This window comes from Azospirillum sp. (assembly GCF_050789165.1).
Genome location: NZ_JBOZRT010000062.1, coordinates 1 through 22,504 on the forward strand (window position 1 = coordinate 1; position 22,504 = coordinate 22,504).

A 22,504-nucleotide genomic window follows, 5' to 3' on the forward strand; every position below is an offset into this window, starting at 1 on the left:
AGCATCGAGCCGGGCAAGACCTACACCATCGGCTTCGCCATCCACGACGACCACACCAACGCCCGCTTCCACCACGTCTCGGTGGACTACAAGCTGGCGCTGGACAACGCCGAGGCCGGCATCAACGCGGTGAAGGCCGCGGCGGTGCAGAAGGCCGCGCTGCCGGCGAAGGATGCGCCGGCCGCCGAGGCCCCCACCGAGGTCGCCGCGGTCGAGCCGCCGCAGGAGTTCGACGCCTTCAACGCCAAGGACGTCATGCGCACCTGCGCGCCGTGCCACGGCGAGTTCGGCCAGGGCGGCGGCAAGGGCACCTACCCCCGGCTGGCGGGTCTGAACGCCGACTACCTTGCCGACCAGCTGCGCAAGTTCAAGTCGCGCGAGCGCGAGAACATCCCGATGATCCCGTTCGCCAACGACCGCGAGATGCCGGACTCCGACATCCGCGACATCACCCGCTTTCTGTCCACAATCAAGCTGAAGACCAAGCTGGACGACACCGACGCGCCGGCCGACGGCCTCGACCGCCTGATGGCGGCCAAGAAGATCCTGCACATCGAGCGCTGGGACGGCGATGTCGACAAGGGCCGCACGCTCTACGCCGAGCTGTGCGCGTCCTGCCACGGCAAGGCGGGCGAGGGCCGCGTCAAGAAGCCGCCGCTGGCCGGGCAGTACAGCGAGTACCTGTTCCAGCAGATCTCCGACTTCCGCAAGGGACGGCGCAAGCACGACGACATCGAGCTGCTGTTCGCCCAGCGTCCGGACCGGGAGATCGACGACATTCTGGCCTTCCTGTCGAGCCTCAGCCCGTCGTGAGGTGCCGGCCGGCTACTGGAAGGCCGCCTCGGCGAAGCTGCGCAGCTTGCGGGAATGGAGGGTGTCCATGCCGTGCTCGCGCAGCAGTTCCATGGCCAGCAGGCCGATCTTGAGGTGCTGGTCCACCCGCTCGCGGTAGAACTGGTCGGCCATGCCGGGCAGCTTCAGCTGGCCGTGCAGCGGCTTGTCCGACACGCACAGCAGCGTGCCGTACGGCACCCGGAAGCGGAAGCCGTTGGCAGCGATGGTGGCGGATTCCATGTCCAGCGCGATGGCGCGGCTCTGGCTGAAGCGCATCAGCGGCTCGCGGTGGTCGCGCAGTTCCCAGTTGCGGTTGTCGATGGTCGCCACCGTGCCGGTGCGCATGACGCTCTTGAGCGCGTAGCCGGACAGGCCGGTGATGCGTTCCACCGCCGCTTCCAGCGCCCGCTGCACCTCGGCCAGCGCCGGAACCGGAACCCAGGTGGGCAGGTCGGCGTCCAGCACGTGGTCGTCGCGCACGTAGCCGTGCGCCAGCACGTAGTCGCCGAGCCGCTGGGTCGAGCGCAGGCCGGCGCAGTGGCCCAGCATGATCCAGGCGTGCGGCCGCAGCACGGCGATGTGGTCGGTGATGGTCTTGGCGTTGGACGGGCCGACGCCGATGTTGACCAGGGTGATGCCGTTGCCGTCCGGACGCGTCAGGTGGTAGGCGGGCATCTGCGGCGCGCGGGTGCGGCGGTTCTGCGCGGTCAGCTCGGCCGGGTCGGCGTTGGGGTTCAGGTTGCGGTTGGTGGTGACGATGTCCCACGGCTCGATGAAGCGGTCGTACTGCCGGCGGTACTCGGCGAGCCGCGGGTCGTCGGTCGGCGTCATGATCTCGTGCGCCAGCCGGATGAACTCGTCCACGTAGAACTGGTAGTTGGTGAACAGCACGAAGTTCTGGAAATCCTCGGGCGCCGTCGCCGTGTAGTGGCGCAGCCGGTGCAGCGAGAAGTCGACGCGCGGCGCGGTGAACAGCGCCAGCGGCTTGACGTCGTCGATGCCCGCCTCGTAGGTGCCGTTGACGATGGTGTCGTCCATGCGGGCGAGGTCGGGCAGCTCGAACAGGTCGGGCAGGCGCGCCAGCCGCTCGGGCGTCAGGCCGCCCTCCACGTACATGCCGTTCGGGAAGGCGAAGTGGATGGGGATCGCCTCGGTGCTGACGCCGACTTGCAGCGGCACGCCGTGGTTCTTCAGCAGCAGGCCGAACTGCTCCCGGTAATAGCGGTCGAACAGGTCGGGGCGGGTGACGGTGGTGCTGTGCTCGCCCACCCCCTCGACGAAGCCGTAGGCGAGGCGGGTGTCCACGACCGCGCCGCTCCCGGTCACCAGCGTGACGTAGGGGTAGCAGGCGCTGACCCGGCCGTCGAACTCCTCGCCGCGGGCAAAGGCGGCGAAGCGGTCGCGCAGGTAGGCGGTGTTGCGCTCCCACAGGTCGCGCACGCAGGCCAGCGCCGCGTCGACGTCGGTGAAGGAGCCGGCGGGGCCCGGCGGGATGGGCGAGGGGGCGGTCGTGAAGGACGTCATGACCTTCACATAAGCCCTGGGGCGGGGGGTGGCAACGTGCCATCCCGTTGGGACACAACCCGGTCTACACGGATTTCACGGATTTGGGCACGGATTACACGGATCTCTTTATCCGTGCCGACGCTGAGGCTTGCGGGGTAAGCGCGGCGCGGCAAGCATCAAAAAATCCGAGGAATCCGTGCCTCAATTCGTGTGAACCCTGTTGTTCCCCGTTACGACTGAATGCCCATCAGCGACTTGGCGAACGCCTCGGCGTCGAACGGCCGCAGGTCGTAGACGCCTTCGCCGATGCCGATGGCGTGCACCGGCAGCTTGAACTTCTCCGCCAGCGAGACCAGCACGCCGCCGCGCGCCGAGCCGTCCAGCTTGGTCAGGACCAGCCCAGATACGTTGACCATGTCGCGGAACACCTCGACCTGGCTGTGCGCGTTCTGCCCGGTGGTGGCGTCCAGCGTCAGCAGCGTGGTGTGCGGGGCGGTCTCGTCCACCTTCTTGATGACGCGGACGATCTTGCGCAGCTCGTCCATCAGGCCGGTCTTGTTCTGCAGGCGGCCGGCGGTGTCGATCAGCAGCACGTCCACCTTCTCGGCCCGCGCGCGCTCCAGCGCGTCGTAGGCGAGGCCGGCGGCATCCGCGCCGGTCTCCCGCGCCACCACGGCGCAGCCGGTGCGCTCGCCCCAGATCTTCAGCTGGCTGACGGCGGCGGCGCGGAAGGTGTCGCCGGCGGCCAGCATCACCGTCTTGCCCTCGTCGCGGAACTGGCGGGCCAGCTTGCCGATGGTGGTGGTCTTGCCGGTGCCGTTGACGCCGACCAGCAGGATGACGTGCGGCTTGAGGCCCATGTCGATGGTCAGCGGCTGCGCCACCGGGCCGACGATCTTCGCCACCTCGGCGGCCAGCGTCGCCTTGACCTCGTCCGGGCCGACCTCCTTGCCGAAGCGGGTGCGGGCCAGCTCGGCCGTCACCTTGGCGGCGGTGACGGGGCCGAGGTCGGCGGTGATCAGCAACTCCTCCAGCTCCTCCAGCGCCTCGTCGTCGAGCTTGCGCTTGGTAAAGATGCCGGTGATGCCGTCGGTCAGCTTGGACGAGGACTTGGACAGCCCCTCCTTCAGCCGCGCCAGCCAGCCCTTCTTCGGCGGCTCCTCGCTGATGGTGTGGCTGGATTCCGGCGGCTCCGGCTGGGCCGCGTGGTGCTCGGGCGTGAACTCGGCGTCCTCGGGCGCCGGCTCGGCCAGCGGCGGGGGCGGCACGGTCTCGATGGCGAGCGCCGGCGGCAGGTCCTCGGGAAGCTGCGCGTGCTCGACCACTTCGGGAACCGCGGGTGGAACCGCGGGCGCGGCCTCGGGCGCCGGCGCTTCCGGCTCGGCGACCGGCGGCACATCCTTGACGGTCTCTTCCTCGGGCTTCTTGCGGCCGAACCAACGCAGGATCATGGGGTGTCCGAAGTCTTAGAGGGGGATGCCGTGCAGCACGCTGCCGTCGGTGCCGGTGATGTGCGTGCGCACCAGCGTGCCGGGCGGGTAGGTCCGGCCCAGGCGGATCTCGGCGAAATGCTCGGTGCGGCCGAGGTCGTCCTTCTCCACCAGCACGGTGGCGGTACGGCCGATCTGGCTTTCCAGGTAGCGGGCGACCGCCGCGTCGCCGGCGGCGCGCAGGCGGGCGGCGCGCTCCTTGCGGAAGCGGCTGTTGTCCTGCGGCATCTTCGCCGCCGGGGTGCCGGGGCGCGGGGAGTAGGGGAAGACGTGCAGCCAGGTCAGCCCGCACTCCTCCACGAGGCGCAGCGTGTTCCCGAACATCGCCTCGTCCTCGGTGGGGAAGCCGGCGATGAAGTCGGCGCCGAAGACGAAGTCCGGCCGGCGCTCGCGCACCTTGGCGCAGAAGGCGACGGCGTCGGCGCGGCTGTGCCGGCGCTTCATGCGCTTGAGGATCAGGTCGTCGCCGGCCTGCAGCGACAGGTGCAGGTGCGGCATCAGCCGCGGCTCGCTCTCGATCAAGCGCCAGAGGTCGTCGTCGATCTCGATGCAGTCGAGCGAGGACAGGCGCAGCCGCGGCAGCTCCGGCACCATCGCCAGCAGGCGGCGGATCATCTGCCCCAGCGTCGGCGAGCCCGGCAGGTCGGGGCCGTAGCTGGTGACGTCGACGCCGGACAGCACCACCTCGGTGTAGCCGGCGGCGACCAGCGCCTGCACCTGCTCGACCACCGCGCCGATGGGCACGGAGCGCGAGGGGCCACGGCCGTAGGGGATGATGCAGAAGGTGCAGCGGTGGTCGCAGCCCTGCTGCACCTGGACGAAGGCACGCGCCCGGTCCTCGAAGCCGCCGATCAGGTGGCCGGCGGTCTCCTTCACCGACATGATGTCGTTGACCAGCACCTTCTCGGCCGGCGGCAGGCCCCAGCTCTCGGGTTGCAGCTTCTCCTGGTTGCCGAGGACCTGGTCGACCTCCGGCATCCCGGCGTACGTGGCCGGCGCGATCTGCGCGGCGCAGCCGGTGACGACGATGCGGGCGTCCGGGTTCTCGCGCCTGAGCTTGCGGATGGTCTGCCGCGCCTGCCGCTCGGCTTCCGAGGTGACGGCGCAGGTGTTGACGATGACGACGTTCTCCAGCCCCGCGTTGCGGGCGTGGGTGCGCATCACCTCGGACTCGTAGGTGTTCAGGCGGCAGCCGAAGGTGACGATCTCCGGCGTCTTGCGCAGCGCATCGCTCATTACGATACCAGTTCGGGCGACAGCCGCCCGGTGAAGCTCACGGCGACCGGGCCGGTCATCAGGACGTGGCCGTCCTCGCGCCACTCGATGGTCAGGGTGCCGCCGTCCAGCACCACGTCGGCCTTGCGGCCCGTGAGGCCGCGGCGCGCCGCCGCCACGGCGGTGGCGCAGGCGCCGGTGCCGCAGGCCTGGGTGACGCCGGCGCCGCGCTCCCACACCCGCATGCGGATGCGGTTCGGGGCGACGACGGTGGCGAACTCGACGTTGGTGCGCTCGGGGAACAGCGGGTGGCGCTCCAGGCCGGGGCCGATCGCGGCGACGTCCACCGCCTCGGCGTCGGGCACGAAGTACACCGCGTGCGGGTTGCCCATGTTGACGGCCACCGGGTCCGACACCCCGCCCTGCTCGATCGGCAGGTGCAGCGTGTCGGTGGGCTGCGCCAGCGGGATGGCGGTCCATTCCAGGTTGGCCGGGCCCATGTCGACGGTGATCAGCCCGTCGCCGGCGCGCGAGGCCTCCAGCAGGCCGGCGGCGGTCTGGAAGACGGCGCGGTCGGCGCCGGTCTCCTCCATCAGCAGCCAGCCGACGCAGCGCGACGCGTTGCCGCACGCCGCCACCTCGCTGCCGTCGGCGTTGCGGATGCGCATGAACGCGGAGGCGCGCGGGTCCTGCGCCGGCTCGACGACGATGAACTGGTCGCAGCCCACGCCGGTCCTGCGGTTGGAAATGGCCCGCACCTCCGCCTCGGACGGGGCGTAGGCCGCGGTGCGGGCGTCGATCACGACGAAGTCGTTGCCGAGCCCGTGCATCTTCAGGAAGTCGCGCGTCATGACCGCCGTTATATGGCGACCCGGCCTCCCGAGTCCATGGGCGGGCACGCCGCCGGCCCCGCCCGAACGGGCAGGGAGCTATGCCCCCGGGGCGGGGGTGCCCCTCCGATGCCCACCGCCGCGGTTCCGGACCGCGTGCGAGACTGGCCCGGGACACTGTCCAGGGAGGGCATCATGACCGTCTACATGGCCGAACGGGACCTCAAGGGCATCGGCATGGACGACCTCGCGGCGGCGCAGCGGCGGGCCATCGACACCGCCCGCGACATGAGCGCCGGGGGCACGCGGGTCCGCTACATCCGCAGCATGTTCGTGCCGAGCGAGGGCCGCTGCGAGTGCCTGTTCGACGCCGACGACGCGGACGCGGTGCGGCGGCTGAACGACACCGCCGGGCTGCCCTACACCCGCGTCGTCGAGGCGATGGACCTCACGCCCCCTTGAACACCAGGCGCTTGGAGGCGGCGAAGTTGAAGAACATGCCGGCGATGGCGCCGGCCGCCACCGCCAGGAACGGGTAGGCGTCGAACACGTCCACCCCCGCCTCCAGCACCACCGACACCGTGTAGTTGACCACGCCGCCCACCGCGTTGGCGGCGAGGAAGGCGGCCCACTGCCGGTGCAGCGGCGCGTGGTCGGCGTGACGGAAGGTGAAGGCGCGGTTCAGCGCCCAGGTCGTCGTCGCCGCGGCGAAGAAGGAGGGGATGCGCGCGGCGAAGAACTCCAGCCCCGCCCACAGGCCGAGGTAGAGCACCGCCGTATCCACCACCAGACCGACGATTCCGACCATCCCGAACTTGCCGAACTGCACCCCCAGCCGGCCGAGCCGGCTGTCGAGCAGCCTCACCGCGAGGTCGATCATTTCGCGCCCTTCGGCGGCGCGCAGTTCGGCGCGGGGATGGAGAGGTAGCGCAGGCGCTTCATCTCCTTGCGGCCGTGCGTCACGGTGTCGAGGATCAGGCCGCAGGTCAGGCTGAGGAAGGCCAGCACCATGGTGCCGGTCGCCAGCACCGCGGTGGGCAGGCGGGGCACCAGCCCGGTCTGGAAGTAGGTCAGGAAGATCGGCACCACCAGCATCAGCGAGACCGCCGCCAGCACCCCGAAGATGGTGGCGAAGAACGGCAGCGGCCGCTCCTCCTTCACCAGGACCAGGATGGTCTTCAGGATGCGGAAGCCGTCGCGGTAGGTGCGCAGCTTGCTGACCGAGCCCTCGGGCCGGTCCTTGTAAGGGGTCTTCACCTCGGCGATGGGCATGCGCAGCTCCAGCGCGTGCACCGTCAGCTCGGTCTCCGTCTCGAAGCCGGAGGCCAGCGCCGGGAAGCTCTTGACGAAGCGGCGCGAGAACACCCGGTAGCCGGAGAGCATGTCGTGGATGCGGTGGCCGAACACCTCCGCCACCAGGCCGGTCAGCAGCTTGTTGCCGAAACGGTGGCCCGGGCGGTAGGCGGCGACGATGTCGGTCACCCGCGCGCCGTTGACCATGTCCAGCTGCTCTTCCCACAGGCGCTTGACCATCAGCGGCGCGCTGGGGGCGTGGTAGGTGTCGTCGCCGTCCACCAGGACGTAGACGTCCGCCTCGATGTCCGAGAACATCCGGCGCATGACGTTGCCCTTGCCCTGCAGGGGCTCGCACCGCACCACCGCGCCGGCGGCCCTGGCCACCTCGATGGTGCGGTCGGCGGAGTTGTTGTCGTAGACGTAGACGGTGGCGTCCGGCAGCGCGGCGCGGAAGTCCTCCACCACCTTCCCGATGGCCGCCTCCTCGTTGTAGCAGGGGATCAGCACCGCGACGGAGCACGGCAGCGGCGCTGGCTGCTGCGTCGCCGAAGGGGCGGAGGCGGCGGCCGGGGTGCGGGTGAGGGTCGTGGCGGACATGGCCTGTGGCGGCTTCAGTGGAGTCTCCGGAATAAACACCATCTGCTCCCCGCTATTCCACTGTCGAAATGCGATGGCGCCCCGGCATGGCGGTGCCGCCCGCGCCGACCTGCAACCGCCCGTTCGGCGGCCCGTCCCGCGGGCAGCCGGGGTACGCCGTTCAACGCTCCCCGAACGCGCCTTCGCTGCCCCGACGGCTTAGCGGTGCACCGGGCAGAGGTTGAGCGTCTCGCCCAGATTGTTGGGCACCGGGCGGCAGCCCTGCGGGTCGAGCGTCAGGCCCATCAGCGCCGCGGCCTTCGCCGCACCGGGCGTGTCGGGGATGGTGCTGAGCATCAGGAACGCCCCCCTATGCTCGGCCACCCGGCGCTCCAGCACCGCGCGCATGCCGTTGCCGACGGAATCCGGCTGCAGGAAGTTGGACTGGATGCGCACCACCGGCATTTGCGGCGGGAACAGCGGCAGCACATGGGAGATCGCCCAGTAGCCGCCCATCAGCAGCATGGTGTGGTCCGGATCCTCGATGCGCGGCACGTCGGCCTGCACCCACTGGCGGCTCCAGTTCACGCGGCCCCAGTCGGCCGGCTGCATGGTCGCCTGCACCAGCACCAGCAGGGCGGCCGCGGCGCCCATCCGCGCCTTGACCGGCATCGGCAGCACCCCCACCGCCAGCACGACGGCGAGCGGCGCCACCATCTCCACCGGCACCAGATAGCGGTAGACGCAGAACATGTAGACCCACAGCGCGTAGGTCACGGCCAGCGCCGTCAGCAGGTAGCGCGCCGCGCCGGGGACGGCGACGGCCTGCGCCGGCCGCCGCACCAGCGCCGCCACGCCGGCCAGCGGCACCAGCGCGAACAGCAGCGGCACCCGCAGGTCGAACCACGCCACCTCGCCGACCTTGATCGGGTCGCGCAGGAAATAGAAGGGGAAGAACACCCGCTCCACCGGGTCGGCCGGCAGGAACGAATAGTTCCGGTAGTCGGAGATGGCGGCGAGCGGCGATTTGAAGACGTGGTTCATGTGCGGGAAGATCGGGTTCCCGTAGCTCTGCCAGAGGTGGACCATCCAGAATCCGCCGGTCGCCGCCAGCCCGGCCAGCACGCCGATCCCGAAGAAGAACGCCAGCCACAGCCTGCGCCAGGGCCGCGCCGGCAGCACCAGGAAGGCGAGGCAAAGGCCGATCGCGAAGATCACCGTCGGGTTCTTCGCCCCCATCGCCGCGCCGGCCAGCACGCCGCCCGCCGCCACCCGCGCGAACGCCCGGCCGGCGGGGCCGTCCAGCAGCCGCGGCAGCCCGCTCACCACCACCAGCGCGGCGCCCAGCACGCCCAGGCTGACCACGTTGTCCTGGAACGTCGTGCCCAGGAGGCCCAGCGTGCCGCCGCCCAGGCCCCCCATCGCCGCCAACGCGACCGCCAGCAGCGTGCGCTGCATCTCGGTGCCGACGCGCAGGCTGGCCATGGCGAGGCCGAACAGCAGCGGCAGGTTCAACCCCTGGACGGCGCTCCACACGAAGCCGGCGACCGGCGCCGGAAACGCGGTGGCCAGCCAGTAGAAGGGCAGGTCGAGGATGGGGTTGTAGAAGCTGGGCATCTGCGCCGGCACCAGATCGGTCCCGAGGCGGCCGGTCAGGAAGGCATAGGCGTTGTACCAGTGGTAGTTCCGCAGGTCCCAGTTGGCGTCCATGTCCAGCGACACCCCCAGCGCGCCGTAGGCCAGCGGGGCGAGCACCAGGAAGGCGGCCGCGATCAGGCGCGCGCGGCGGTCGGAGGTCGGCAGGATCGGCATGGGGGCAGGGCCGGGGCGGTTGGCGTCGCGCCGTTGGTACGCGACGCGGCGCGGGGCTTCAAGGCTCTGCCGGCGCGGGTGTGCGTGTCGGCCGCCCGGCGCAAACGAAAACGGGCCGCGCCCTGCGCAGCCCGTTTTTCGGTCGTATCGGTATCTGGCGTCCCAGAACTTACCCGCGGTGGGTCAGGGCCTGATAGACGAAGTACGCCGGAGTCGCCTGGAACCACGCCACCAGAAACTCACGGACGGCCTGGAAACCGTTGGCCGACTGGGCGGTGTGGGCGCTGTGCGAGAAGGTCGTGGTCGTCATGGTGTCTCTCCATTGGCTGATGAGGAGAGTATAGTCTGGCATACCAAATGCCATATGCGCAAAGACCGCAACCCTGGAAGACCGAAAAATTACGGCTGAACCAATGGTTTGAAGGGCGAACGGTTGGCGGGCGCAGGGGGTCGCCTAGGTCTATGGATATAGGGACTTTCTCGCGACCCCTCCCTCTCCTTCGGCGGGGGAGGGAGGGGCCCAAGCATAGCTTGGGAGGGTGGGGGCTACAGCTTAGGTGGCGGGCGTGGATCCGGCGCACGCCGCTGCCCCCACCCAACCCTCCCCCGGCAGGGCTGGGGGAGGGCTTTGAATGAACGTCACGCCGCCCGGATGCGCTCCAGGAAGGCGAGGACCTCGCCGCGCAGCCGTTCGGCCTCCTGCGACAGGCTGCCGGCGGCGCCGAGCATCTGGGACGCGGCGGCGCCCGTCTCCGAGGCGGCCTGGTTGACGCCGACGATGGTGTCCGACACCGCGCGCGTGCCGCCGGCGGCCTGCTGGACGTTGGTGGCGATGTCGCGCGTGGCCGCGCCCTGCTGCTCGATGGCGTCGGCGATGGAGGTCGCGATGCGGTCGACGCCCGAGATGGTCTCGCCCACCGCGCGGATCGCCGCCACCGCGCGGTCGGTGGTCGCCTGGATGTCGCCGATCTTGGTCTGGATGTCGCCGGTCGCCTGCGCCGTCTGGTTGGCGAGGTGCTTGACCTCGTTCGCCACCACCGCGAAACCCTTGCCCGCCTCGCCGGCCCGCGCCGCCTCGATGGTGGCGTTGAGGGCGAGGAGGTTGGTCTGCGACGCGATGTCGGAGATCAGCTTGACCACGTCGCCCACCTGATGCGCCGCTTCGGCCAACCCGGCCATCAGCTCGTTGGTCTGACGGGCCTCGGCGACCGCGGTGGCGGTGATGCGGGTGGACTGCTCGACCTGCTGGCCGATGGCGCGGATCGAGGCGGACAGCTCCTCCGCCGCCCCGGCCACCGTGTTGACGCTCGACGACGCCTGCTCGGCGGCGCCGGCCACGATGACGGCCTGCCGCGAGGTCGCCTCGGCGGTGGAGGACAGGGTGCCGGCGGAGGCCTGCATCTCCGCCGCGGCGGAGGCCACGGTGTCCACCACGTGCCGCACCGACGTCTCGAACGCGTCGGCCAGTCGCGCCAGCGTCGCCTTGCGCTCGGCCTCGGCTGCGGCCTTCAGCTGTTCCTGCTCGGCGTGCAGGGCGGCGTTCTCGCGGGCGCGGTCCTTGAAGACCTCGACGGCGCGGGCCATCTCGCCCACCTCATCGCGGCGCGTGGTGTCCGGGACGGCGGCGGACAGGTCGCCGCCGGCCACCGTGTGCATGACGGCGGACAGCCGGGTGATCGGCCGGGCGATGCTGCGGCCCAGCAGGACGGCGGCGCCGAACGCCACCGCGCCCAGGAGCAGCACGATGCCGCCGGCCTCCAGCGCGCGGTCGCGGAAGGCCGCCTGCACGTTGTCCACGTAGATGCCGGTGCCCAGCATCCAGGCCCAGCCGCTGGTGAACTTGGCGTAGCCGATCTTCGGCACCGGCACGTCGGAGCCGGCCTTGGCCCACAGGAACTCCACGAAGTCGCCGCCGCGCCCGGCGGCGGCCAGCAGGTCGCGGATCATGAACTGGCCATTCGGGCCCTTCATGTCGCGCAGGTCCTTGCCTTCCAGCTCCGGCTTGGCGCCGTGCGCCACGACCACGCCGTCGCGGTTGTAGGCGAAGAAGTACTCGCTGCCCTCGAAGCGGATGGCGCGCAACGCGTTCTTCGCCTGCGCCTGGGCCTGCTCGACCGGCATCTCGCCCTTGGCGGCGCGCGCTTCCAGGTCCTGCACGATGGTGACCGCGGTCTCCACCAGCGCCTTCACCTTGGCCTTGTCCTCCTGCAGCATGGTCGAGCGGATCTCGGCCACGGCGACGAAACCGAAGACGGCGAGCGCGGCCAACGCCACCGCCGGCAACAGGAGCAGCTTGCCCCCGATCCGAAGGCTCCATCCACGCATAGGACTCTCCACTGGGCAGGCATGGGCGCGCGGGCGGAAGGGAGCCCGGCGTCCGGACATATTCCACCCAAGATGTTGCTCCGCGGTTAATCAAGCCGGCGGCGCGGGGTGCGGCATTTTGCCAAGTCCGAGCCAAGTCGAGCCCGAGCAATTGAAACGGCTTTTAGGTGATTTTGACGTACGGCCACTGAGGGCGGTGGAGCGTATGCTTTCATGGTCGTTCTGGATTTGCCGGGGGCGTTCCCGGAAGCGGGAAAGATCTGCGCGTCGGGCGGTGGGTGCGGGCGCCGGCCGGCGTGCGCCGACGGCGGCGGGTCGCGCGGCGGCGCAGGGCCAAGCCAATCAACCGCCATGCGGAAAGCGTGCACCTGCCTCTGGCGTCGCGGTCCTTGGTCTGCTATTCACCGGGCTCTTGCCGGCGCCTCCGGCCGGCCACGCGCGCGATGGGTTTTGGCTATGGAAAAGTTCACGGTTCTCACCGGCGTTGCCGCCCCGATGCCGATGATCAACATCGACACCGATATGATCATCCCCAAGCAGTTCCTGAAGACGATCAAGCGGACCGGCCTGGGCAAGCATCTCTTCGACGAGATGCGCTACACCCCCGACGGCCAGGAGGTCGACAGCTTCGTCCTCAACAAGCCGGCCTACCGCAGCGCCAAGATCCTGGTGGCGGGCGACAACTTCGGCTGCGGTTCGTCGCGCGAGCATGCGCCGTGGGCGCTGGCCGACTTCGGCATCCGCTGCATCATCGCGCCGAGCTTCGCCGACATCTTCTACAACAACTGCTTCAAGAACGGCATCCTGCCGATCAAGCTGCCGAAGGAGCAGGTGGACCTGCTGCTGGACGACGCCTCGCGCGGCTCCAACGCGGTGGTGACCGTGGACCTGGAGAAGCAGGAGATCACCGGCCCGGACGGCGGCAAGATCAGCTTCGAGGTCGATCCGTTCCGCAAGCACTGCCTGCTGAACGGCCTGGACGACATCGGCCTGACGCTGCAGCAGGTGTCGGCGATCGACGCCTTCGAGGCCAAGATCCGCGGCAGCCAGCCGTGGCTGGCCCTCTGACCCAAGCAAGAGACAAACCGTAGAGAGAAGGGGAGAGTACCCGATGCCCGCCAACAAGAAGCTCCTGTTCCTGCCCGGTGACGGCATCGGCCCCGAGGTGATGCGCCAGGTGCGCCGGGTCATCGATTGGATGGACCGCAAGCGCAAGGTCACCTTCGACGTGACCGAGGGTCTGGTCGGCGGCGCCGCCATCGACGCGCACGGCACCCCGCTGACCGACGCCACGCTGGCCGACGCGCTGGCGGTGGACGCGGTGATGCTGGGCGCCGTCGGCGGTCCGAAGTGGGACAACCCCACCGACTACATGAAGCGCCCCGAGGCCGGCCTGCTGCGCCTGCGCAAGGAACTGGGCCTGTTCGCCAACCTGCGCCCGGCCACGGTGTTCGACGCGCTGGTCGATGCCTCGACGCTCAAGCCCGAGATCATCAAGGGCCTGGACATCATGATCGTCCGCGAGCTGACGGGCGGCGTGTACTTCGGTGAGCCGCGCGGCATCGAGGAGCTGCCGAACGGCGAGCGCCGCGGCGTCAACACCCAGGTCTACACCACCTCCGAGATCCGCCGCGTGGCGTCGGTGGCCTTCGAGCTGGCGCGCAAGCGCAGCAACAAGGTCCACTCCATGGAGAAGGCGAACGTCATGGAGTCCGGCCTGCTGTGGCGGCAGGAAGTGACCAAGCTGCACCAAGAGCAGTACTCGGACGTGACGCTGGAGCACATGTACGCCGACAACGGCGCCATGCAGCTGCTGAAGAACCCGAAGCAGTTCGACGTCATCGTCACCGACAACCTGTTCGGCGACATCCTGTCGGACGAGGCGGCGATGATGACCGGCTCGCTGGGCATGCTGCCTTCGGCTTCGCTCGGTGCGGCGGACGCCAACGGCAACCGCAAGGCGCTGTACGAGCCGGTGCACGGCTCGGCCCCGGACATCGCCGGCAAGGATCTCGCCAACCCGTGCGCGACGCTGCTGTCGTTCGCCATGGCGCTGCGCTACTCGTTCAACCTGGACGACGACGCGAAGATGCTGGAGAAGGCCGTGCAGAACGTGCTGGGCGGCGGCATGCGCACCGCCGACATCATGGCGCCGGGCATGGCCCGCTGCTCGACCACGGTGATGGGCGACTCGATCCTGCGCGAGCTGGACAAGCTGTCGTCGTAACGGGCGATCGCGGCAACAAGAAAGCCCCTCTCCGCCGGAGAGGGGCTTTTTTCGTTTGGATGCGATGCCCCCTCCCCAACCCTCCCCCGCTGCGCGGGAGAGGGGGCTGCCGCCGCTGCGGCGGAGTTCCCTCTCCCGTTGACGGCGGGGGAGGGCTAGGGAGGGGGCAAGGCTGTTATCGGATCAATCGTCGCCGGCCGCCTCGACCCGCGCGCCCCGGCCGCCGTGGCTGGCCTGTCCACCCTTTCGCCCGGCTTCGGCGGCGAGCGAAGGGTTCTTCGAGAAGCTGCGCGCCTGCGCCGGCACGCTGCGCCCGCCCTTGCGGCCCGCCTCGGCGGCGAGTTCCGGGTTTTTCGAGAAGCTGCGCTTGTCGGCCGGCACGCTTTCGCCGCCTTTGCTGGCGATCTGGCGCTGCCGGTCACGGTCCATGGAAGCGAACCCGCGGTTCGATGTCCGCCCGCCGTCCTTCGAAGCCATCGTGAAACCTCCAACTCTGCCTTCTGCCCACAAACCAGGGACGGCAGAGTTGGTTCCAGGCGACTCGGCGGATTCCCTGCTCCCGGTCAGGTTGCCGCGGATTCCAGCGCGGCGATGGCCTCGGCCAGCGCCACCAGCCGGCGGGCGTTCTCGACGTGCAGGTTCTCCACCAGCTTGCCGTCCACCACCACCACGCCCTTGCCGGCCGCCGCCGCCTCGGCGTGCGCGGCGATGATGCGGCGGGAGTATCCGATCTCGTCGGCGCCCGGCGCGAAGGCCGCGTTGGTGGCGGCGATGGTCTTGGGATGGATCAGCGTCTTGCCGTCGAAACCCAGGTCGCGACCCTGCCGGCAGGAGTCCGCGAACCCCTCGTCGTCGTTGAGGTCCAGGTGCACGCCGTCGAGGATGGCGAGGCCGTAGGCGCGCGCCGCCAGCAGGCACAGGCCGAGGCTGGTGATCATCGGCAGGCGGTCGCGGGTGTGCGCGGCGTGCAGGTCCTTGGCGAGGTCGGAGGTGCCCATCACCAGCCCGCCGAGCGTCGCGGACGCCCCGGCGATCTCCTTGGCGTTCAGCATGCCGAGCGGGGTTTCCATCATGCACCAGATCCGCTGCCCCTCGGGCGCGCCGGCGGCGCGCAGCACCGCCTCGGCCTGGCGGACGGCGTCGGCGCTCTCCACCTTGGGCAGCAGCACGGCGTCGGCGCCCGAGGCGGCGGCCATGACGAGGTCCTGGTAACCCCAGGGAGTGGCGAGCCCGTTGACGCGCACCACGATCTCCCGCCCGCCGTAGCCGCCGGCGGCCAGCGCCGCGGCGATGTTGGCGCGCGCGTCCGCCTTGGCGTCGGGCGCCACGGCGTCTTCCAGGTCGAGGATCAGGCCATCGGCCGGCAGCGTGCGCCCCTTTTCCAGCGCGCGGGCGTTCGAGCCCGGCATGTAGAGGACGCTGCGGCGCGGGCGGGCGGTCGTGGCCATGGCGGAGTCTCCCCGGTTCGTCTTGCGTCCCTGCTTACCCGCAGGGCGCACCGGGTGTCCACGGCCCAGCTCCAAAAAATGACCGGGTGTCAGGCGGCGAGCGGCAGGGCGGCGGCGCGGACGGCGCGGAAGCTGGTGAGGTCGGCGCGCAGCGCGTCCTTCACCGCCGGCGGCGCGCCCGGCGCGATGGTGGCGGCGCGGCCGGGAGCCAGGGTCACCGGCGTCAGCGAATCGGTGGTGCCCCAGCGCACCTTGTCGAAGCGGACGCTGCCGCGCGGCAGCGGCTCGACCAACAGGCGCTGCTCGGCCATCGGGGACTCGACGTCGAACCGCTCCACGGCCGAGGCGATCTCGTGGCCATAGCAGGCCGCGTCGCCGAACAGGTCCATGGCGCCGTCCGGGTGCAGCACCGCGGATCCCGACAGCAAAACCGTGCTGCCGTCGTTCAGCCACAGCTTCATGCGGATGAATTCGATCGCCATCGTCGTGACCTCGGGGGTTCGTCGGACAGAGGAAACGTAGACGGCGATTGTTTCTGCACAAAGGGCTATTTGGTTTCTTCGGAAGAAGCTCGATTTCTGGTTTGAAACCTGGGGAAATTTGCGAATTCCCTTTGCCATGGAAGCGTGTCCGTGAACCGTCCGAGCGCCGCCGATAGAACGCTTGGCGCGCGTCCGGTCATGCCGTAGGCTTTGCCGCCATGAAGACGGTCATCTCCATCCAGTCCCACGTCGCCTACGGATACGTCGGCAACCGGGCCGCCGTGTTTCCCCTGCAGCGCCTGGGTTACGACGCCGTAGCGGTGAACACGGTGCAGTTCTCCAACCACACCGGCTACGGCGCCTGGACCGGGCAGGTCTTCACGCCGGAGCACATCGCCGACGTCCTCGACGGCATCGACGCGCGCGGCGTGCTGCCGTCCTGCGTGGCGGTGCTGTCCGGCTACATGGGCGACGCCGCGCTGGGGCAGGTGGTGGTCGGGGCTGCGGCGCAGATCAAGGCGGCCAACCCGCAGGCGGTGTACTGCTGCGATCCCGTCATGGGCGATGTCGGGCGCGGCTTCTTCGTGCGGCCGGGCATTCCCGAGTTCATGAAGGCGCACGCCGTCCCCGCCGCCGACATCGTCACGCCCAACCAGTTCGAGCTGGAGTACCTGACCGGCCGCACCGTCGCCAGCATGGCCGACGCGCTGGACGCCGCGGCGGCGTTGCGCGCCACGGGGCCGAAGCTGGTGCTGATCACCAGCCTCACGCGCGCCGACGCCCCCGCCGACCGCATCGAGATGCTGGCCGACACCGCCGAGGGCACCTGGGTGGTGTCGACGCCGCGCCTGCCGCTCGACCCGCCGCCGAACGGCGCCGGCGACGCGGTGGCGGCGCTGTTCCTCGCGCACTGGCTGAAGACCGCCGACGCCGCGCAGGCGCTGGCGCAGGCGGCCTCGGCGATCTACGCGGTGTTCCAGGAGACACGGCGCCTCGGCACCCGCGAACTGGCGCTGATCCCGGCGCAGGACGAGCTGGTCAAGCCGTCCGAGGTCTTCGCGGCAGAGCGGGTGCGTTAGGCGCGGGTGCGCTAGAACAGCACCCAGGGCTCCGCCCGCGCCGCCTCCGCCCATTCGCGCAGCGCCGGCAGCGCGAGGATCGCGTCGGCGTACGCGCGGCCGACCGCATCCAGCTCCACCCCGTACGTCTCGAACCGCGTCACCACCGGCGCGTACAGGCAGTCGGCGACCGAGAAGCGGCCGAACAGGTACGGCCCGGCCGCGCCGAACCGGTCCCGCGCGTCGCGCCAGATCGCGGCGATTCGCGCGATGTCGGCCAGCGTCTCCTCGCTGCGGCCGTCGCCGGGGGCGCTGCGCTTCAGGTCCATCGGCATGGTGGTGCGCAGGGACACGAAGCCCGAGTGCATCTCCGCCGACACCGACCGCGCCACCGCGCGGGCGTATGCGTCGTCCGGCCACAGGCGGGCGTCGGGGAAGGTCTCCGCCAGGTACTCGCAGATCGCCAGCGAATCCCAGATCGTCCGCTCCCCGTGGCGCAGCATCGGCACCTTGCCGGACGGCGCGTGCGCGAGGATGCGCTCCCGGCTGTCGGGCTGGCGCAGCGGCACCAGCGTCTCGGCGAACGGAACGCCGATGTGCCTGAGTGCCAGCCAGGGCCGCAGCGACCAGGACGAATACGCCTTGTTGCCGATGACCAGGGTGAGGTCCGCCATGCCATGCCTCCGAACGCGTCGGCTCGACTGTCGCCGGGAAGCGGGGATTGCGCAAGGGCGCGCGGCGCGCCATCCTTTCACCTTCCGTTTCACCAGCAAGGACGTCCCGCGTTGATCGCCACGCTGCGCGCCAAGGCCGCCGCCGACACCGTTCCCGTCACCCCGCTGACCAAGGCCGAGCTGTCCGGCTGGCTGGAGTCGCAGCCATCGGCCACCGCCGCCTGGGTGAAGGCCGTGAACTTCTCCGCCGACTCCGGCGCGACCGCGCTGCTGCCCGGTGACGACGGCCGGCTCGGCCGCGTGCTGGTCGGCGTGTCGGCGGTGGACGATCTCTGGGCGTTCGCCGGGCTTCCGGGCTCGCTGCCGCCCGGCTCCTACCGCATCGACGCCGACCTCGACGGCCGCGCCGCCACCCGCGCCGCGCTGGCCTGGGCGCTGGGGAGCTACGTCTTCACCCGCTACAAGACGTCGGAGAAGGAATTCGCCCAGCTGGTCTGGCCGAAGGCCGCCGACCGCGGCGACGTGGAGCGCGCCGCCTCCGCCACCTGGCTGGTGCGCGACCTCGTCAACACGCCGGCCGCCGACATGGGTCCGGCCGACCTAGCCAAGGCCGCCAAGGAGCTGGCCGAGGAGTTCGAGGCGACCGTCAAGATCACCGTCGGCGACGACCTGCTGAAGAAGGACTACCCCGCCGTCCACGCCGTCGGCCGCGCTTCCCCGCGCGAGCCGCGCCTGATCGACATCAGCTGGGGCCGCCGCGACGACCCGAAGGTGACGCTGGTCGGCAAGGGCGTGTGCTTCGACTCGGGTGGCCTCGACATCAAGCCGTCCAGCGCCATGCTGATCATGAAGAAGGACATGGGCGGCGCGGCGCACGCGCTGGGCGTGGCGCGCATGGTGATGATGGCCGGCCTGCCGGTGCGCCTGCGCGTGCTGATCCCGGCGGTGGAGAACGTCATCTCCGGCAACGCCTTCAAGCCGCAGGACATCCTGAAGACCCGCAAGGGGCTGTCCGTCGAGGTCGGCAACACCGACGCCGAGGGCCGCCTGATCCTCTGCGACGCGCTGGCCGAGGCCGACAGCGAGAAGCCGGCGCTGCTCATCGACTTCGCCACGCTGACCGGCGCGGCGCGCGTGGCGCTCGGCACCGACCTGCCGGCGCTGTTCGCCAACAACGAGGAGCTGGCGGCCGACCTGCTCGCCGCGTCGGAGGCCGCCGCCGACCCGATGTGGCGCCTGCCGTTGTGGCAGGGCTACCGCAAGGGCCTGGAGAGCAAGATCGCCGACCTCAACAACGTCACCAGCCACGGCTTTGCCGGGGCGATCACCGCGGCGCTGTTCATGGAGAGCTTCGTGTCGAAGGAAACGCCCTGGGCGCACCTCGACACCTACGCCTGGAACGGCTCGGCGCGGCCGGGACGGCCGGAAGGCGGCGAGGCGCTGGGCATGCGCGCGGTGTACACGCTGATCGAGAAGCGGTTCGGGAAAGGGTAGGGGAGAGCGCTGCGCGGGCGAGGGGCAGCCGCCCCTCGCGCTCCCCGCCAAAGGCCAGAGGCCTTTGGGAACCGGATTTTGACCAATCTCCTGGCGTGTCGTTGCACCTCTGAGTGTATGGCTCGAAATCCTGTTTTATTTTGTACGTGTGTTTGCCGAAAAGTGCGCTATTGGGGGAGTCGCCCATTTTCAGGAGGCGACACAATGCCCACCGTCCATCGCCAAGACGGTTTCCGCTTCTACTTCTACAGCCACGAGCCGAACGAGCCCGCGCACGTCCATGTGGACCGTGGCGGTGCCTCCGCGAAAGTGTGGCTGACCCCGGTGCAGGTCGCGGTTAATATGGGCTATTCGGCGCACGAGCTTGCCGAGGTGTTGCGGATCGTGCGCGGGCGCCGCGAGACGCTCCTGGAGGAATGGCATGGCTTCTTTGGCACCCAAGGTTGACCTCCGCGTCAAGGCGGTGTCGGTCGATGACGACCGGCTGACGGTGGACCTGATGGACGGCCGCAGCATCGCCGTTCCGCTCGCCTGGTACCCGCGCCTGTTCGACGCCACGCCGGAGCAGCGGCGCAACTGGGAACTCGCCGGCAGCGGCTACGGCATCCACTGGCCGGACATCGACGAAGACCTCTCGACCGAGGGATTGCTGCGCGGCGCTCCCGCGCCCCGGTCCGCCGTCTGATCCTTCGCACGCGTCCATCGATCCGGCTGCGAAACGCTTGCGGGTTGGCGCGGGCTTGGGCAAACTCGCTGCGCTTTCCGTCGGGGGATCGGGTATGGCGCGGAACCTCAAGGCGCTCGGGTTGTGGCGCACGGCGCTGGTCGCCAGCGTCCGGCAGGACGGGCCGGACCTGTCGGCCCGCCAGATGGCCATCATGCTGCAGGTCTACCTGACCGATCCGCCGCACACGGTGCGCGGCTTGGCCGGCATGCTCAACATCTCCAAGCCGGCCGTCACCCGCGCCCTCGACCGCCTGTCGCTGCTGGGCTTCGCCAAGCGCAAGCGGGACACCGAGGACAAGCGCAACGTGCTGGTCCAGCGCACCGTGAAAGGCTCCGTCTTCCTCTCCGACTTCGCCGAGCTGGTGATCCAGGCCGGCGCCGTGGCGCCCGAGGACATGGCCGTCGTCAAGGCCGAGGAGGAGCTGGCCGCCGCCGCCAAGGCGCGGCTGGAGGCCGAGCTGCGCGTCAAGGCGCCGGCCGACGCATGAGCGGCGTGCCCGACCCGCGCCGTCACCCGCACCGCGCCGACCTCGCCGCCGCCCACCTGAAGGGCACGGTGGAGGCCGACCGCTTCGTCGAGGGCGTGCCGCACCGCGTGCGCAGCGGCGTCGCCGGCCTGCGCGGCGAGCCAGACGCCAAGGCCCGCCACACCTCGCAGCTGCTGTTCGGCGAGACCTTCACCGTCTACGACACGAAGGACGGCTGGTCGTGGGGGCAGTGCGGCACCGATGGCTATGTCGGCTGGACGCGCACGCAGTCGCTGTCGCCGGAGCTGTTCGACCCGACGCACGTCGTCACCGCGGTGCGCAGCTTCCTGTTTCCCGAGCCGGACCTGAAGACCCCGCCGCGCGACGCCATCCCGCTGGGCGCGCCGGTGGCGGTGCTGCGCACGGTGAACGGTTATTGCGAGCTGGCCGGCGGCGGCTGGCTGTACGGCAGGCACCTCTCCACCCCCGACGCGCTGGAGCCCGACCCGGTGGCGACGGCCGAGCGGCTGCTCGGCGTGCCGTACCTGTGGGGCGGGCGGACGCCGCTGGGCATCGACTGTTCGGGCTTGGCGCAGCTGGCCTTGCTGCGCGCCGGCATTCCGTGCCCGCGCGACAGCGACATGCAGCGCGATGAGGTCGGGGCGCTTCTCTCCGCCGACGGGGCGGGGGTGGCGTACCGCCGCGGCGACCTGGTGTTCTTCCCCGGCCATGTCGGGCTGATGCTCGACGGCGAGCGGCTGCTGCACGCCACTGCCTACACCATGACCGTCGTTATCGAGCCGCTCCACGAGGTGGCGGCGCGCGCCGGCGGCATCAGCGCGGTGCGCCGTCTGTAACCCTGCCGGCGCGCAGCAACGCAAAGGCCGGCCCCGCGTCGCGCGGCGGCCGGCCCGTGCGGCGTCCCCTGCCAGGATTCCGTCGGTCAGTCGAAGGATGGGCAGTGCCCGTCGGCCCTGCCGAGCGGCACCACGTTGTCGCGGTCGGTCAGCGTGCTCATCTCGGTGACGCTGCCGCCGGTCTTCTGGACCATGGTTCGCGCGTATGCGGCATAATGCCGCATAAGTATAATTCGGGCGATCGTCGTGTCTTCGCCGTGGCGCTCTTCGCGCTCCAGCCGGCGTTCCATGCCCAGGATTGATTGAATGTTCTGTTCGGACGGCTCGGCTACTGTGTGCAACATCGCGGCGCCTCCTCCATCCGCCCTTTCGGACGGTGCTCTCTTATACAGGAGGGGCAGTGATTTCACAATATGGCCGTATAGGTAGGACTTTTATTGCAGTGCGGTGAGAAGACATTTCATCAAAGTCGTAGCCCTTCGACCCGCTTATAACCAAAGCCCCTCCCCGAACGCTCGGGGAGGGGCTTGGTTCCCGTCGAAGGCTGCGCCGCGGCGCTTTACTGCGGCAGCGGCGGCGGGTTGTCGCTCAGCGAGCGCAGGTAGGCGACGATGTTGGCGCGCTCCTGGTCCTTCTTGACGCCGGCGAACGTCATCTTGGTGCCGGGGGCATAGCCCTTCGGGTCGAAGAGGAAGTGGTTGAGATCCTCATAGTCCCAGGTGCCGCCCTTTTTGGCGATGGCGTCGGAGTAGGCGAAGCCCTGCGCGTGCGCCTTCGGCCCGCCGACGACGCCGTAGAGGTTCGGGCCGACCTTGCCCGGCTCGCCCTTGTTGAAGGAGTGGCAGGCGGCGCAGGCCTTGGCCGCGGTCTGGCCGGCCGCCGGGTCTGCCTTGGCGAGGAGCGGGGCGATGGCCGCCGGGCCGCCGCCGCCGGCCGCCGCCGCTTCGGCCTTCGGCGCGGACTCGGGCACGGCGATGACGTAGGACGGCTGCTTCAGCGCCTTGGGGTGCACCAGCACCTCGGCGATGAAGCCGCTCAGCGTGCCGATCAGCAAAGCCAGCAGGATCGCCCCGAATATCTTGTTGGTTTCCATGCTCATGGTGTCTCTACCCTTAGCTTATCGTTCGTATGTGACCCTTTGCCGCACCATAGCGCGGCGGGCCGGGGCTGTCACCGCGTCGCCGTCA

24 protein-coding genes are annotated in these 22,504 nt (G+C 70.1%); 10 read left to right on the forward strand and 14 right to left on the reverse strand.

Annotated features, from left to right (window positions below; translation table 11 throughout):
- Positions 1-813, forward strand: an 813-nt coding sequence (locus tag ACRWK7_RS14715) for a c-type cytochrome (protein WP_431857007.1), incomplete at its 5' end; no start/stop codon positions are given.
- Between the two features lie 12 nt (positions 814-825).
- Here the strand turns inward: ACRWK7_RS14715 and ACRWK7_RS14720 are convergent.
- From ACRWK7_RS14720 to dapF, 4 genes are all read right to left on the reverse strand, one after another.
- Positions 826-2,358: an AMP nucleosidase gene (locus ACRWK7_RS14720; protein WP_431857008.1), complete on the reverse strand. Its 1,533-nt coding sequence runs from the start codon at positions 2,356-2,358 to the stop codon at positions 826-828.
- Positions 2,359-2,570: 212 nt separating this feature from the next.
- Positions 2,571-3,791 (reverse strand): signal recognition particle-docking protein FtsY, encoded by a 1,221-nt coding sequence (gene ftsY / locus ACRWK7_RS14725; protein WP_431857009.1) that lies wholly within the window; start codon positions 3,789-3,791, stop codon positions 2,571-2,573.
- Positions 3,792-3,806: 15 nt separating this feature from the next.
- A complete protein-coding gene (mtaB, locus tag ACRWK7_RS14730; RefSeq protein ID WP_431857010.1) occupies positions 3,807-5,066 on the reverse strand; it encodes a tRNA (N(6)-L-threonylcarbamoyladenosine(37)-C(2))-methylthiotransferase MtaB in 1,260 nt (419 codons plus the stop codon).
- Positions 5,066-5,896 carry a diaminopimelate epimerase gene (gene dapF / locus ACRWK7_RS14735; protein WP_431857011.1) on the reverse strand — a complete coding sequence of 277 codons (831 nt, stop codon included), beginning with the start codon at positions 5,894-5,896 and terminating at the stop codon, positions 5,066-5,068. Before dapF ends, mtaB begins: the two co-directional genes overlap by 1 nt.
- Before the next feature lie 174 nt (positions 5,897-6,070).
- Between dapF and ACRWK7_RS14740 the strand changes: the two genes are divergently transcribed.
- A complete protein-coding gene (locus ACRWK7_RS14740) occupies positions 6,071-6,337 on the forward strand; it encodes a DUF4242 domain-containing protein (protein ID WP_431857012.1) in 267 nt (88 codons plus the stop codon).
- On the opposite strand, the gene ACRWK7_RS14745 is transcribed toward ACRWK7_RS14740, so the two are convergent.
- The 5 genes from ACRWK7_RS14745 to ACRWK7_RS14765 all read right to left on the reverse strand — a co-directional run bounded on the left by ACRWK7_RS14745 (position 6,324) and on the right by ACRWK7_RS14765 (position 11,884).
- On the reverse strand, positions 6,324-6,755 hold the full coding sequence (locus tag ACRWK7_RS14745) for a GtrA family protein (protein ID WP_431857013.1): 432 nt from the start codon (positions 6,753-6,755) through the stop codon (positions 6,324-6,326). The two genes, ACRWK7_RS14740 and ACRWK7_RS14745, sit on opposite strands and share 14 nt — an antisense overlap.
- Positions 6,752-7,768, reverse strand: coding sequence for a glycosyltransferase family 2 protein (locus ACRWK7_RS14750; RefSeq protein WP_431857014.1), 1,017 nt, complete (start codon positions 7,766-7,768; stop codon positions 6,752-6,754). The genes ACRWK7_RS14745 and ACRWK7_RS14750 overlap by 4 nt, the downstream gene beginning before the upstream one ends.
- A gap of 198 nt (positions 7,769-7,966) precedes the next feature.
- On the reverse strand, positions 7,967-9,559 hold the full coding sequence (locus ACRWK7_RS14755; protein ID WP_431857015.1) for a hypothetical protein: 1,593 nt from the start codon (positions 9,557-9,559) through the stop codon (positions 7,967-7,969).
- A gap of 169 nt (positions 9,560-9,728) precedes the next feature.
- Positions 9,729-9,869: a hypothetical protein gene (locus ACRWK7_RS14760; protein ID WP_431857016.1), complete on the reverse strand. Its 141-nt coding sequence runs from the start codon at positions 9,867-9,869 to the stop codon at positions 9,729-9,731.
- A gap of 329 nt (positions 9,870-10,198) precedes the next feature.
- On the reverse strand, positions 10,199-11,884 hold the full coding sequence (locus ACRWK7_RS14765) for a methyl-accepting chemotaxis protein (RefSeq protein WP_431857017.1): 1,686 nt from the start codon (positions 11,882-11,884) through the stop codon (positions 10,199-10,201).
- Between the two features lie 456 nt (positions 11,885-12,340).
- Here ACRWK7_RS14765 and leuD point away from each other — a divergent pair, with 456 nt between their 5' ends.
- Both leuD and leuB read left to right on the forward strand, forming a co-directional pair.
- On the forward strand, positions 12,341-12,952 hold the full coding sequence (gene leuD / locus ACRWK7_RS14770) for a 3-isopropylmalate dehydratase small subunit (protein ID WP_431857018.1): 612 nt from the start codon (positions 12,341-12,343) through the stop codon (positions 12,950-12,952).
- A 43-nt stretch (positions 12,953-12,995) separates the two neighbouring features.
- A complete protein-coding gene (gene leuB / locus ACRWK7_RS14775; RefSeq protein WP_431857019.1) occupies positions 12,996-14,111 on the forward strand; it encodes a 3-isopropylmalate dehydrogenase in 1,116 nt (371 codons plus the stop codon).
- 183 nt (positions 14,112-14,294) lie between these two features.
- On the opposite strand, the gene ACRWK7_RS14780 is transcribed toward leuB, so the two are convergent.
- The 3 genes from ACRWK7_RS14780 to ACRWK7_RS14790 form a co-directional block, all read right to left on the reverse strand.
- Complete coding sequence (locus ACRWK7_RS14780; protein WP_109121893.1) at positions 14,295-14,588, reverse strand: general stress protein; 294 nt, start codon at positions 14,586-14,588, stop codon at positions 14,295-14,297.
- Positions 14,589-14,674: 86 nt separating this feature from the next.
- Positions 14,675-15,559, reverse strand: coding sequence for an HpcH/HpaI aldolase/citrate lyase family protein (locus ACRWK7_RS14785; RefSeq protein WP_431857020.1), 885 nt, complete (start codon positions 15,557-15,559; stop codon positions 14,675-14,677).
- Positions 15,560-15,648: 89 nt separating this feature from the next.
- Entirely contained in the window at positions 15,649-16,041 is a 393-nt protein-coding gene (locus ACRWK7_RS14790; RefSeq protein ID WP_431857021.1) for a hypothetical protein, read from the reverse strand.
- Between the two features lie 218 nt (positions 16,042-16,259).
- Between ACRWK7_RS14790 and pdxY the strand changes: the two genes are divergently transcribed.
- A complete protein-coding gene (pdxY, locus tag ACRWK7_RS14795) occupies positions 16,260-17,120 on the forward strand; it encodes a pyridoxal kinase PdxY (protein WP_431857022.1) in 861 nt (286 codons plus the stop codon).
- Positions 17,121-17,131: 11 nt separating this feature from the next.
- Here the strand turns inward: pdxY and ACRWK7_RS14800 are convergent, their stop codons facing one another.
- Positions 17,132-17,773: a glutathione S-transferase family protein gene (locus tag ACRWK7_RS14800; RefSeq protein WP_431857023.1), complete on the reverse strand. Its 642-nt coding sequence runs from the start codon at positions 17,771-17,773 to the stop codon at positions 17,132-17,134.
- 111 nt (positions 17,774-17,884) lie between these two features.
- On the opposite strand from ACRWK7_RS14800, the gene ACRWK7_RS14805 reads away from it, so the two are divergent.
- From ACRWK7_RS14805 to ACRWK7_RS14825, 5 genes are all read left to right on the forward strand, one after another.
- Positions 17,885-19,267, forward strand: coding sequence for a leucyl aminopeptidase family protein (locus tag ACRWK7_RS14805; protein ID WP_431857024.1), 1,383 nt, complete (start codon positions 17,885-17,887; stop codon positions 19,265-19,267).
- 204 nt (positions 19,268-19,471) lie between these two features.
- Positions 19,472-19,714: a DUF4160 domain-containing protein gene (locus tag ACRWK7_RS14810; protein ID WP_431857025.1), complete on the forward strand. Its 243-nt coding sequence runs from the start codon at positions 19,472-19,474 to the stop codon at positions 19,712-19,714.
- Positions 19,689-19,952 (forward strand): DUF2442 domain-containing protein, encoded by a 264-nt coding sequence (locus ACRWK7_RS14815; RefSeq protein ID WP_431857026.1) that lies wholly within the window; start codon positions 19,689-19,691, stop codon positions 19,950-19,952. The genes ACRWK7_RS14810 and ACRWK7_RS14815 overlap by 26 nt, the downstream gene beginning before the upstream one ends.
- A gap of 94 nt (positions 19,953-20,046) precedes the next feature.
- The gene (locus ACRWK7_RS14820) at positions 20,047-20,481 is read left to right on the forward strand and encodes a MarR family transcriptional regulator (protein WP_431857027.1); all 435 of its coding nucleotides are present in this window, start codon (positions 20,047-20,049) and stop codon (positions 20,479-20,481) included.
- Complete coding sequence (locus tag ACRWK7_RS14825) at positions 20,478-21,317, forward strand: C40 family peptidase (RefSeq protein ID WP_431857028.1); 840 nt, start codon at positions 20,478-20,480, stop codon at positions 21,315-21,317. The genes ACRWK7_RS14820 and ACRWK7_RS14825 overlap by 4 nt, the downstream gene beginning before the upstream one ends.
- A 559-nt stretch (positions 21,318-21,876) precedes the next feature.
- Here ACRWK7_RS14825 and ACRWK7_RS14830 read toward each other — a convergent pair.
- Positions 21,877-22,416 carry a c-type cytochrome gene (locus tag ACRWK7_RS14830; protein ID WP_431857029.1) on the reverse strand — a complete coding sequence of 180 codons (540 nt, stop codon included), beginning with the start codon at positions 22,414-22,416 and terminating at the stop codon, positions 21,877-21,879.
- Between the last annotated feature and the right edge of the window lie 88 nt (positions 22,417-22,504).